This is a genomic window from Zunongwangia endophytica, assembly GCF_030409505.1.
Taxonomy (GTDB): Bacteria; Bacteroidota; Bacteroidia; order Flavobacteriales; family Flavobacteriaceae; genus Zunongwangia; species Zunongwangia endophytica.
The window spans coordinates 1,462,007-1,474,198 of sequence record NZ_JAUFPZ010000002.1 but is presented as its reverse complement, the minus strand read 5'-3'; the positions used below and the strand labels follow the sequence as shown (position 1 = coordinate 1,474,198).

The window sequence follows — 12,192 nt, the reverse complement described above, 5'->3', positions numbered from 1 at the left end:
TTTTTAAACTAAACCAAATATAAAATTTTTACACGCTCCACGAGATGAAATTGGTGGTTTTTAATCGAAAATCTAATATTTTGGTGTCTTATAGCGCATTTTTACCTTCATCTAAAAACACATCTTTTTGAATAAGAGAGACCGCCTTTTGCAGAATTAGATTGTTAGGATAAGTAATTAATTCGCCATCGTCGGTGCGTAGATGAAGATGAAATGCTTTGATATCTTCGATTACCGCTTCTATTGGCATGTCTTTATCATGTATTTTAATTTTATCACCGATTTTATAAGGGAAGTTAAAAAACATGATGATTCCTGAAGTTATATTGCTCAAAATTGACCATATAGCGAATAGTGCTACACCTATTACCGCAAAAACTGAAGAGAATATTAAGGCCAGATCACGAAGATCCATTCCCCAAACTACAGCCATCAAAAAAACAGCGAGAATTACTATAAGAATGTTAATATACCGAAACATCAACCGAATTCTTGTAATATGAATTTCTCCTTTATTCCCGATGCGCTGTGCGGTTTTTTTTAAAACAATATTTATAACCAGCAACAGCACAAGCATCAAACCTGTGTATATGAGTTGGGAGGAATAAGGCATTTCAAGAATCTTCATTTTACAGTCCTAATTTTTCGCGCAAAGATACATCATTCTGGCTGTTCTTATTCCAATAGTCAATTTTTAGGCGTTTATTTTTTAGGGCTTTAGTTGTTAACATTTTGGCGTCTTCACCGTTGCCCGAAGGCTTAATTTCTTCCCATTTTTCGATCTCGTGTGGAAATTCAGTTTTAAAGAAAATTTTAAGCGTACGATTGAGCTTGGGATATTGAAGTGTATAAACTTCCAACGAATCATCTTTCGATCTTTTCGCAGTGACTTTATAGGCTTTAGCTTCTCTATGATCCAACTGCAAAAACTCAAAAGATGGAATCATTTCTAAGTCTCCAACGGGTAATTCTTTTGGATGAACACGGATAAGATTCCAGATTTCGTTTTCTAAAAATGTCTTCGGAATATTAAAATGTTTATCGGCCGGGTTCTCGAAATAGGAGTTTAATTGAATTTCAAAATTGGTGCGATTATTTAGCTGAATAAATTGCTGCCCGCACCACTCCTGAATCGAAGCAGAAATTTTGGTCGCATGGCCTTCTTTCTGCAAAGGATAAAAACTACTTTCCATTATCGAATATGGATAGATTCCTGTGGTAAATTTCTTAGTGCTATTTAACTTTAGAATTGGGAATGTTCTTTCTGAAGCTTCGTCGGCTTTTACGTGTTCTTCCGGTAGAAAATCTTCTTTTACAAAAATTTTCATTGCAGATCCTTCTCGTATTTCACCGTATCTGGCTTGCTTTAGGTGATACGAAGTAACTTCAGCAGTACCATCAAACCAATATTCTTTAAATTCCGAAGATAATTTGCGCTCTTGTGGTGGTTCAGGGATTTTATTACAACCTAGCAACAGAAGACACAGAAAGGCAAAAGCTGGATAATTGATTTTGGGGATTTTAAGCATGCATTTTCTTTTAAAAATAAAGAAAATTATGCAGATGCCAAATCGGTTAGAATATCATAGACTAAATGCGTAGGTAAGCCCACCACATTAAAATAGCTTCCTTCGATATGTGTGATCCCTATAAATCCAATCCATTCCTGAATTGCGTAACCGCCGGCTTTATCGAAAGGTTTGTAATTTGTTACATAAAAATCTATTTCTTCTGCGGAAAGCTCTTTAAAAGTCACTTTTGTTGAAGAATGCACAATCTTCTGACTTTTAATCGTTGTAAAACAAACAGAAGTTTCCACACTATGCGTTTTTCCTGAAAGTGATGCGATCATTTGCCTAGCTTCTGAAGCATCTTTAGGTTTTCCCATGGCGATTCCTTCGTTGCTTACAATAGTGTCGCTAGTGATTAAGATTTGATTTTCAGTAAGATCGCTAAAAGCTTCCGCTTTAAGTTTTGCCAGATAATCGGTGATTTCAGTGCCCTTTAAATTTTCAGGATAAACTTCATTTACCGGCCGAACATCGGCTTTAAAAGGAATATGTAAATCTTTAAAAAATTGTTTCCTGCGAGGCGAACCTGAGGCTAAAATAACTTCTTTATTTTTTAAAATTTCATTCAGCATAAAATCAAGAAATTAGGTATTCTTGAAAGCCTAAAGACAACAATCCAAAGAATAGCATGCATTTTAAAATGAGGCTAAATTTCGCATAATCTTTCTTTGTTTTAGCCTTTAAAATTCCGGCTAGCATTGCCAGAATAGGAGCTATGATAAATACTAAAGCATAAACTACTGCTTTAGTATAATTATATAAATCTTCGCTTAAAAATATAATACTTGAAGCAATAAGTACGAAACAAAAGATAAATACGGCTGCATTGGTTCTCTTTTGACCAATAAGTAAGGGCAGCGTATTACTTTGTACTTTATAATCCCCATCGATATCCTGCTGATCTTTAACAATTTCTCGCACAAAATTGATTAGCATGGCATACAAAGCATAGTAGATCAAAATATTGAAAATGAAACGTTGATTTTCGATATTTTCAGCATTAATTTTAGGATAAAGATCAAAAACAACCGGTAATAAAACGACAAGGCCTACCAGCAGACTTACCACTAGATTTCCTGCAATAGCGATGTGTTTTAAGTAGGTCGCGTAAAAATAAAGTAGGGCAGAAGTAAATATGAAAATAGCCGAAAAAGAAGGTTTTTCGATCACATTTGCGATGTAAAAACCTAAGCCAACTCCGATGATATTCAAAGCGAAAAATAAATTATACGCCGTTTTTTCGCTTATTTTCTCGTGTATTACAAGTCGTTTTGGAGCGTTTATGCGATCGGCTTCGTAATCCAAAATATTATTGATCACATATCCAGAAGCTGCAATGCTTACCACGGCAATAGTGAGTAATATAAACTCCAAATTGCTAAGCGCTGTGCTGGCATCAAATTGCTGAAAAAAGCCGAAACGTATCAATAGCAAGCACAGGGCTATAAAGAGCAAATTACCACATCTAATCAATTTTAAATATGGCATCAAGGTATACATTTTTGCAAAATCATGCTTTTTCTATCCATTTTCCCTGCACTTTCATTACCTGTTCAATCACATCGCGAACACATCCTTTTCCACCTTTTTTATGAGAGATATATTTAGAAACTTCTTTAACTTCTGGCACAGCATCCTGGGGACAAGTAGGTAAACCAATCAACTTCATGGGATACATATCTGGAATATCATCACCCATGTACAATACATTTTCAGGTTTAATATCATAGATATCAAAGAACTCATCAAGCTGCTCCACTTTATCGGTAATTCCTAGGTAGATATCAGTAATTCCTAAATCTCGAAGCCGTATACGAACACCTTCATTTTTTCCGCCAGAAATTATACAAACGGTATAGCCAGATTTAATGGCTTGCTTTAAAGCATAACCATCTTTAATATTCATACTTCTAAGCAACTGCCCATCTGTAGTTACATGTACTGAAGCATCGGTAAGCACTCCGTCAACATCAAATACAAAAGTGTTTATTTGATTTAAATATTCTTTATAATTCTTTTCCATAAGTTTTTGTTATCGCTTCAGATATGGTTTTGTATAATTTTTTTTGATCTTCATTTAAATGATGCAAATGTGCCTGCATGGTCTGTTTATCATTTCGAATGGCTGGCCCAGTCTGTGCATCTTTTGGTGAAACTTCTCTTATTTTAAGAAATGTTTCCTGAATTAGCGGCTGTAGAATTTCAAAAGGAACTTCATGTTTTTCGCAAATTTCGGCTGCCGTTGTAAACATAAAATTACTGAAGTTATTCGCAAAAACTGCAGCTACATGCAAAATCCTGCGTTGTTCTGACGAAATATCGTAAACTGAATCTGAAATCGTCGCAGCAAACGTCTTTAATTTTTTAAGATTTTCCGCAGTATTAGCTTCAATTCCAATAGGAATTTCAGTAAAATTGACTTCTTTTTCTTTTGAAAAGCTTTGCAGTGGATAAAAGACTCCGTAATTGCTAAGATTTGCTAAGGCGCTCATATTTATCGCACCAGAAGTATGTAAAACAATTCCTTCTTTTTCTCGTAATTGCGAAGCAACTTCAGCAATAGCATCATCTTTAACTGAAATTATATAAAAATCGGCTTCTTTTATTTCAGAAAATGCTGTAGTAGTGTCAACCAAAGCGCTAAAGGTTTTTAATTTTTCTTCACGATGATTAAAAACCTGGATAATTTCAACGAATTTATTCGCTTCAAAAGCCTTAAATAGGTGACTTGCAAGATTTCCCGCTCCAAGAAGTACTACTTTCGTCATTCTGCTAAATTATTAAAAAAATAACGCTAACAAAATTAACATTTGTATCCTGAGATTGGTTGAATTTAAGACTTATTAACTAATACAAAATCCTTAAATTTGCAGCCATTTCAAAGACTATATTTTCATGCAGAAAAAAATTGTGTCTGTCATATTTTCCACACGTATCATGGCAGTATTGTTCATTGTTTTTGCTATCGCAATGGCAATGGGAACGTTTATCGAAAATTGGTATAGTATAGAGACTGCGCGTTTAATGATCTACAATAGATGGTGGTTTGAAGGTATAATGCTTTTCTTTCTTATCAACTTCTTAGGTAATATAAAGCGCTTTAATCTTCATAAACGCGAAAAATGGTCCTCGCTTTTACTTCACCTTTCTTTCATACTTATTTTAATTGGTGCTTTTGTAACACGATATATTAGTTACGAGGGAATGATGCCAATCAAAGAAGGGGAGACCACGAATAAATTTCTTTCAGAAAAGACATTTTTTACCTTTTTCCTGGACGGAGAGATTGATGGAGAACCACGTCGAAGAGTTTTAGAAGAGCCGGTTCTTTTTGCTCCCGCATATGATAATGAATATGAGCTGAATACCGATTACAATGGGCAACCGGTAAAATTTGAGCTTACCAATTTTATATATGGCGCAGAGGAAAAACTAATTGAAAATCCTAATGGTGACAATTACCTGAAGATTGTAGAAGCGGGTGGTGGCTCAAGACACGATCATTACTTAAAAGATGGTGAAGTAAGTAGCATCCATAATGTTTTATTTTCACTTAATGAGCCTACGGAAGGAGCTATTAATATTAGCTTAACTGAAGATGGTGAATATATGATCAATTCCCCTTTTGAAGCAGATTATATGCGAATGGCCGATCAAAAAAAGGGAAGTCTAGTTGCCGATTCTACGCAAACCCTGATGCTTAGATCGCTTTACAGTATGGGAAATATGCAATTTGTAATTCCAGATCCTGTTGTTAAAGGTAGTTATGATGTTGTTTCTACTCCAGAAAAACAAAAGGAGCAACCAGATGCGGTAAACTTGAAAGTAACTTCTAACGGAGAAACAGAAAGTATCCTTTTAATGGGAGGACAAGGAATCGCCAGTGAGCCAGAAAAAATTTCGCTAGCTGGTCTTGATATTTACCTTAAATATGGATCTAAAGAAATGGAACTTCCTTTTTCGTTGAAATTGGACGATTTTATTGCAGATAAATATCCGGGTACAAAGAATAGTTACTCCTCTTTTAAAAGTGAGATCGAAATTATCGAAGAAAATAAGGAACCGAGACCTTACGAGATTTATATGAATCATGTTTTGGACCTACAAGGCTATAGATTTTTTCAGTCTAGTTTTATGCCAGATGAAAGCGGAACTGTGCTTTCTGTGAATTATGATTTCTGGGGAACCTGGATCACTTACATAGGCTATTTTCTACTGTATCTTGGTTTGATGTTGATTTTGTTTGATAAAGGTTCACGCTTCGGAAAGCTAAAAGTAATGCTAGATAAGGTAAAATTGAAGCAGAAAAGTTTTCTAACCATTTTGGCCATTTTGGGAACTACTTTTGGAAGTTTTGCTCAAGAAATGGATGATCATTTGCATGTAGAAACTACCGCTCAGCAGTTGGATTCAGTTATCATGGCAAATGCGGTGAAAAAAGAGCATGCCGCAAAATTTGGTCAACTTATTATTCAAGATGCAGGTGGCCGAATGAAACCGGCGAACACTTTTTCTTCAGAATTATTAAGAAAATTAAGTAAGAAGGATGATTATAAAGGTCTAAATTCAGATCAGGTTTTTCTTTCTATGAGTGAAAGTCCTTTTCTGTGGTACGACATTCCTTTAATATATGTAAAAAAACACAACGATAGTATTCGTCATATCGCCGGAGTACCGGAAGATAAAAAGTATTTGAGTCTGCTTGATTTTATGGACGAGGATGGGAATTATAAGTTATCCGACTATTTAGGAGAGGCCTATCGTGCTCCCGTTCCCAACCAATTTCAGAAAGATTTTATTGAGGCAGATAAGCGCGTTAATTTACTTTGGCAAACGCTAGACGGAAATATTTTAAGGTTATTTCCGATTCCTAACGATGCAAATAATAAGTGGGTATCGCATAAAGAAGCTCAGGATGCAGATTTAAAAGGAATGGATTCGGTTTATACCCAACAAATCATTCCTTTATATATCAATGCCTTAAAGATGTCCAGAAAAACTGGAGATTATAGCGAGGCTGAAAAGTATTTAGAAAGTATAAAAAATTATCAGCGGAAATTTGGGGAGGAAGTAATGCCTTCACAAAAGAAAGTCGAAGCTGAAATTCTATATAATAAATACGATATTTTTAGAAATCTGTTTTGGATGTATATGCTGGCAGGTTCTATAATGTTAATTGTAGCAATTGCTCAAATTCTTAAAGAGCGTAAGGCCTTAAGAATAGTCATTAATGTTTGTATCACTGCCATTATCATTTTATTCGTACTGCATACCGCCGGTTTAGGTTTTAGATGGTATATTTCTGGTCACGCTCCTTGGAGTAATGCCTATGAGTCGATGATTTATGTAGGATGGGCGACCATGTTTTTTGGATTGGCTTTCGGTAGAAAGAGTGATCTAACTATAGCTTCAACAGCATTTGTGGCGTCAATGATTCTAATGATCGCACACTGGAACTGGATGGATCCGGCGATTGCCAATCTTGTTCCTGTTTTAGATTCTTACTGGTTAATGATCCACGTGTCAGTAATCGTTGGTAGTTATGGTCCATTTACCTTGGGAATGATTTTAGGTGTGGTGTCCTTACTTTTAATGATTATGACTACGGAAGAAAATAAAAAGCGAATGGAGTTGAGTATTCGTGAAATTACCATAATTAACGAAATGGCGCTTACTGTAGGTTTAGTAATGTTAACTATTGGAAACTTTTTAGGAGGACAATGGGCTAACGAAAGTTGGGGACGCTACTGGGGCTGGGATCCCAAAGAAACCTGGGCTTTAATTAGTATTATGATCTATGCATTTGTTATTCACATGCGATTAGTACCAGGCCTACGAGGAAGATGGACTTTTAATTTTATGGCTATAGTGGGTTATGCTTCAATCATGATGACGTATTTTGGAGTGAATTTTTACTTAACCGGTTTGCATTCTTATGCCAGCGGAGATAAAATAATAACGCCTACTTTCGTGTATTACACTCTAGTAGTTGTGGCCATATTAGGAGCAATTTCTTATTGGAGATATTCCATCTATTATAAGAAAAAGGCAAAGAAGGAAATTAAAGCGAAGAAAGAAGATAGAATCTAATATCTTGAAATTGAAGTGAGTTATTTCAGATTTGATTTTGAGCTCGTTTCTTGATATTGAATTCTGAATTAACTTTTTCAATATATAGAATTAAAAAAGGCTGTCTCAATTAAAGACAGCCTTTTTAATTATTAGATGTTTAGTTTAAATTTTTATTTCAAACTTCCCACCATATCTTTAGGATTTACCCATTCATCGAATTCTTCTTCAGTAAGGTAACCTAGATTTACAGCTTCTTCTTTAAGAGTCGTCCCATTTTCGTGAGCCGTACCTGCGATCTCAGCAGCTTTATAATATCCAATCTTAGTATTTAAAGCAGTTACTAACATTAAAGAATTATTCAAATGCTCTTGAATTCTGGCATGGTTTGGCTCAATTCCCTGTGCACAGTTTACATCAAAAGAAACACAAGAGTCACCAATTAGTTCGGCACTTTGCAACAAGTTTGCTGCCATAACCGGTTTAAAAACATTTAATTCAAATTGTCCCTGCATGCCACCAGCGCTAATCGCAACGTCGTTTCCAATCACCTGAGCGCAAACCATAGTTAACGCTTCACATTGCGTTGGATTAACTTTACCGGGCATAATAGAAGATCCTGGCTCGTTAGCAGGAATATTGATTTCTCCAATTCCGCAACGTGGTCCACTGGCGATCATTCTAATATCATTTCCTATCTTATTCAGGGAAACGGCTAGTTGTTTTAAAGCAGAATGTGTTTCTACTAAAGCATCGTGAGCCGCAAGCGCTTCAAATTTGTTGCTGGCAGTTTTAAAAGGTAAACCTGTAAATTCAGCAATTTGATCGGCTACTTTTTCAGCATATCCTTCAGGCGTGTTTAATCCTGTTCCAACTGCGGTTCCTCCTAAAGCTAATTCAGCAAGATGAGGAAGTGTATTTTCCAAAGCTTTAATTCCGTAGTCTAATTGCGCAGCATAACCACTAAATTCCTGTCCTAAGGTTAGGGGAGTGGCATCCATAAAATGTGTACGCCCAATTTTTACAACTTCTCTAAATTCTTCAGATTTTTTCTTTAATGTATCTCTTAGTTGCTTTACACCAGGAAGTGTTACTTCGGTTACCTTTTTATAGGCAGCAATATGCATTCCGGTAGGAAAAGTATCGTTAGAAGACTGTGATTTGTTTACATCGTCATTTGGTTGAAGTGTTTTATCACCTTCGCCAATAGTTTTTCCAGCAATTTGATGTGCGCGGTTTGCAATAACTTCATTTACATTCATATTTGATTGCGTACCACTACCAGTTTGCCAAATCACTAAAGGAAATTGATCGTCGTGCTTTCCTTCTAAAATTTCATCACAAACCTTCCCAATAAGATCTCTTTTTTCTTCGGCAAGAACGCCTAGTTCACAATTGGTATAAGCTGCAGCTTTTTTTAAGTAAGCAAAACCGTAAACGATTTCTAAAGGCATACTTGATGCAGGTCCTATTTTAAAATTATTACGAGAACGCTCGGTTTGCGCGCCCCAAAGTTTGTCTGAAGGAACCTGAACTTCCCCCATTGTATCTTTTTCTATTCTATAGTCCATAAATTGAAATATTGATTGTTACACAAATTTAAGGTTTAAAGCACTTTTTAGATATAAAAAAGCTTTAAAATTGGTCGAAAATCGCTGATATTCTGAATTGTTGATAGTATTGTTGAAAAACTCGAAATTAAATTGTGATAAACTTTTTAATGTTTTTATCTTTGTTACCCAAATACTATTAATTATGATGTTCGAATTCGATCAATTTCTAGGGTTTTTGGCGTTTCTAGGTATCCTTACAATGGGATTTTGGCTTATGATCTTCCTTACTGCGGTGATCGTTCCTTATTGGATAGGAGGTTCTATAATGGATCTTTTAAAAGAAAAGAAAGCTAAAAGAAAAGCTGCCAAAGAACAAAAAGTATAAAAAAAGGGACTTTATAAAGTCCCTTTTTTTATAACCTCTTTTTAAGAAAAGAAGGAGTGTATTAAAACTCCCCTTCCATATCCTCTTCGTTGGCATCTTGTCTTCTTTGTTGATTCTTTTGTTGATTGAATCTATAAATCAAAGAAACATTAATTTGTCTTTGTCTCCACTGAAATTCGCTATACTGAGAAAAACTATTGGTAACTGTTGTTCCCTGTCTTTTTCTTGAGTTCAGTAAATCCCTTGCATTAACTGATATTGTGGCATTTTCATTCAATATTTCTTTACTAAGTGCAACATCTATAGAAAGCATACCATCTCTACGACCCTGAATTTCGTCTGTTGGTCCCATATAGAATGCATTTGTCTGCCAATCGATAGATAAGGGTAGGTTAACTTTAGAGCTGAATCTCGCAAAATAGCTTGTCCCATCTCTACCGTAATCTTGACCTTCGTAAACAGCATCAGTTATATCGAATTTAAAGAAGTTGAAACTTCCATTTAATCTTAACCAATCTGCAGGATTGTAAAGCAATCCAAGTTCAGCACCTATTCTATCATTAATACCTAAGTTAATAGGTAAACTTCTAATAACTTCAACTTCGGTATTATTAGGTCCAGATATCGTAATTTGATCCTGAACTCTTTGAAAAGATTCAGTTTCTCTTTGGAAGTATACTGAAGAAGTAAGGGTTAATTTCTCCCATCTTTTTAAATATCCTAAGTCGAATGCATTAGAGTATGCTGGTTGTAAATTAGGATTCCCCTGAAAGATATTTGTTCTACTATCTCTAGATGGGAATGGGTTAATAAACCATCCACGTGGGCGGTTAATCCTTCTATTATATCCTAAAGTAACATTTTCTTCTTCCCCAAGTTCGTAGATAAAGTTTACCGTTGGGAAAAGTCCTAAATAGGTATTATCGAAATCGGTATTGATTTGGAATCCAAATTCCTGTCTCAATTCGTCTTCAGTTAATTCTGAATCGATTCTTCCTTTCAGATTTGTATTTTCTAGTCGAAGTCCCAAAAGAAAGCTGAAGTCACCAAACTTTGACCCATACTGCGAGTAAAGTGCTTGTACATTTTCAGTATAATCAAAAATGTTGGTCTGGTTTTCGTTTATTGCAAGAACACCATTTTCGTTTTCCTGGCGAAGTTCGTAATCGGTAACTGTATTTTCAAAGTTACCACGATATCCTGCTTCAAATTGAGAACCTTCACCAATTGGTAATACGTAATCTGCCTGAATAAGATATTCCTTTTGATCTTCGTAAGTATTGGTTTCTTCTCTAGGAACGTTTACCTCGTCTAACTCGGTATTATTATAATTTACATCTTCGGAAATAAAAGCAGATTGTTCTTCTTTATCGGTTTCAAACTGAAAATCGGCGGTTAATTGATGTCCTTCATCATTAAACTTATTGATGTAGTTTACCGCAAACTGGTAGCTTTCATCTTCTTCAGTTTCAAGTTCAGATCTAGTAGTTCCTAATCGCTCAGAACCATTTAAAAAATAATCGTTGATGTTTGTTGTAAGATCTTCGTCATCGCCATTTCTATAAAAAATGGAACCAGTAATTGATGATTGATCGTTTATATAGTATTCTAAACCAATGTTAGTATTAAAACCTTTATTTTCACGATCCATGTCGCGATCTTCAACGTTACGGTCGTATTTAATATCTTCTAAAAGAGGAATATCTCTTTCCTCGAAATATTCTGTATCAAAAAATCCATTTCCTGGGCTTTCTCTATAACGATAACCAGTGGTGTTGAATAAGTTGAATTTATCAGTACGGTAATTAATATTTGCAGAGGCTCCAGCATTTGCAGGATCTCCACCAGTTAGCGTAAGCGAACCATTAAAACCTAAGGTTTCTTCTTTTCTAAGAATAATGTTTAAAATACCGGCGGTACCTTCAGCATCATATCTCGCAGAAGGCGAAGTAATCACTTCTACACGCTCGATAGCATCTGCAGGTAATTGGCTAAGTACATCTGTAGATCCAAAGCCAGCCATTGCAGACGGCTTACCGTTAATTAAAATCTTCACATTTTCATTTCCTCTTAAGCTAATACCACCTTCAATATCTACAGAAACCGATGGTACGTTATTTAAAGCGTCGCTAACAGTACCTCCTGCGGTAGTTAAATCTTTACCGATATTGTAGATTTTCTTGTCTAAACGAACATCAACCTGAGTGGTTTCAGCTCTTACAACAACTTCATCTAAATTCGCGGAACTCACACCGAGTGAAATAGTCCCAAGATTTAAATCTGCATTAACTGTTCTGTTATTGAATTTTTTGCTTTCGTAGGAGATAAACTCGACTAAAATATTATAAGTACCTTTAGCTACATCTATACTAAAATTACCATCTACATCGGTAACTCCTCCTGTAACTTTACTAGGGTCACTTGCATTTATAACACTTACGGTAGCATATTCTAAGGGAACTTGTAATTGATCGTCGATAACCTTACCGGTTACCTCGTAATCTTTATCCTGCGCAAAGAGGGCAAGGTTTAAGCTAAGAAAGAATAAAAGCGCTAGGCTTTGTCTAAAATAAAATTTGGCGGTCATTAAAACTTTTTCTTTTAAGACCGCCAA

The 12,192-nt window shown here is 35.4% G+C and carries 10 protein-coding genes; 2 read left to right on the top strand and 8 right to left on the bottom strand.

Annotated features, from left to right (window positions below):
• Positions 1-88: 88 nt before the first annotated feature.
• From QWY91_RS06555 to QWY91_RS06530, 6 genes are read right to left on the bottom strand one after another with little or no spacing between them, the layout of a single operon-like run.
• Entirely contained in the window at positions 89-628 is a 540-nt protein-coding gene (locus tag QWY91_RS06555) for a mechanosensitive ion channel domain-containing protein (RefSeq protein WP_290232826.1), read from the bottom strand.
• A gap of 1 nt (position 629) precedes the next feature.
• On the bottom strand, positions 630-1,529 hold the full coding sequence (locus tag QWY91_RS06550; protein ID WP_290232824.1) for a septum formation inhibitor Maf: 900 nt from the start codon (positions 1,527-1,529) through the stop codon (positions 630-632).
• 26 nt (positions 1,530-1,555) lie between these two features.
• On the bottom strand, positions 1,556-2,143 hold the full coding sequence (locus QWY91_RS06545) for a Maf-like protein (RefSeq protein ID WP_290232823.1): 588 nt from the start codon (positions 2,141-2,143) through the stop codon (positions 1,556-1,558).
• Positions 2,144-2,147: 4 nt separating this feature from the next.
• Positions 2,148-3,059: a geranylgeranylglycerol-phosphate geranylgeranyltransferase gene (locus tag QWY91_RS06540; RefSeq protein ID WP_290232821.1), complete on the bottom strand. Its 912-nt coding sequence runs from the start codon at positions 3,057-3,059 to the stop codon at positions 2,148-2,150.
• A 22-nt stretch (positions 3,060-3,081) separates the two neighbouring features.
• Positions 3,082-3,594 carry a KdsC family phosphatase gene (locus QWY91_RS06535; protein ID WP_290232818.1) on the bottom strand — a complete coding sequence of 171 codons (513 nt, stop codon included), beginning with the start codon at positions 3,592-3,594 and terminating at the stop codon, positions 3,082-3,084.
• Positions 3,578-4,339 carry a Rossmann-like and DUF2520 domain-containing protein gene (locus QWY91_RS06530; RefSeq protein WP_290232816.1) on the bottom strand — a complete coding sequence of 254 codons (762 nt, stop codon included), beginning with the start codon at positions 4,337-4,339 and terminating at the stop codon, positions 3,578-3,580. The genes QWY91_RS06535 and QWY91_RS06530 overlap by 17 nt, the downstream gene beginning before the upstream one ends.
• 127 nt (positions 4,340-4,466) lie before the next feature.
• On the opposite strand from QWY91_RS06530, the gene QWY91_RS06525 reads away from it, so the two are divergent.
• The gene (locus QWY91_RS06525) at positions 4,467-7,661 is read left to right on the top strand and encodes a cytochrome c biogenesis protein (RefSeq protein ID WP_290232813.1); all 3,195 of its coding nucleotides are present in this window, start codon (positions 4,467-4,469) and stop codon (positions 7,659-7,661) included.
• Positions 7,662-7,813: 152 nt separating this feature from the next.
• Here the strand turns inward: QWY91_RS06525 and fumC are convergent, their stop codons facing one another.
• A complete protein-coding gene (gene fumC / locus QWY91_RS06520; RefSeq protein ID WP_290232811.1) occupies positions 7,814-9,211 on the bottom strand; it encodes a class II fumarate hydratase in 1,398 nt (465 codons plus the stop codon).
• 187 nt (positions 9,212-9,398) lie between these two features.
• On the opposite strand from fumC, the gene QWY91_RS06515 reads away from it, so the two are divergent.
• Complete coding sequence (locus QWY91_RS06515; RefSeq protein ID WP_290237066.1) at positions 9,399-9,578, top strand: hypothetical protein; 180 nt, start codon at positions 9,399-9,401, stop codon at positions 9,576-9,578.
• A gap of 61 nt (positions 9,579-9,639) precedes the next feature.
• Here QWY91_RS06515 and QWY91_RS06510 read toward each other — a convergent pair whose 3' ends face one another.
• Positions 9,640-12,165 (bottom strand): TonB-dependent receptor, encoded by a 2,526-nt coding sequence (locus QWY91_RS06510; RefSeq protein ID WP_290232809.1) that lies wholly within the window; start codon positions 12,163-12,165, stop codon positions 9,640-9,642.
• Positions 12,166-12,192: the final 27 nt, after the last annotated feature.

Coding starts and splice junctions, on each gene's coding strand:
- QWY91_RS06555 (WP_290232826.1), bottom strand. CDS start 628: ATGAAGATTCTTGAAATGCCTTATTCCTCCCAACTCATATACACAGGT.
- QWY91_RS06550 (WP_290232824.1), bottom strand. CDS start 1,529: ATGCTTAAAATCCCCAAAATCAATTATCCAGCTTTTGCCTTTCTGTGT.
- QWY91_RS06545 (WP_290232823.1), bottom strand. CDS start 2,143: ATGCTGAATGAAATTTTAAAAAATAAAGAAGTTATTTTAGCCTCAGGT.
- QWY91_RS06540 (WP_290232821.1), bottom strand. CDS start 3,059: ATGCCATATTTAAAATTGATTAGATGTGGTAATTTGCTCTTTATAGCC.
- QWY91_RS06535 (WP_290232818.1), bottom strand. CDS start 3,594: ATGGAAAAGAATTATAAAGAATATTTAAATCAAATAAACACTTTTGTA.
- QWY91_RS06530 (WP_290232816.1), bottom strand. CDS start 4,339: ATGACGAAAGTAGTACTTCTTGGAGCGGGAAATCTTGCAAGTCACCTA.
- QWY91_RS06525 (WP_290232813.1), top strand. CDS start 4,467: ATGCAGAAAAAAATTGTGTCTGTCATATTTTCCACACGTATCATGGCA.
- fumC (WP_290232811.1), bottom strand. CDS start 9,211: ATGGACTATAGAATAGAAAAAGATACAATGGGGGAAGTTCAGGTTCCT.
- QWY91_RS06515 (WP_290237066.1), top strand. CDS start 9,399: ATGTTCGAATTCGATCAATTTCTAGGGTTTTTGGCGTTTCTAGGTATC.
- QWY91_RS06510 (WP_290232809.1), bottom strand. CDS start 12,165: ATGACCGCCAAATTTTATTTTAGACAAAGCCTAGCGCTTTTATTCTTT.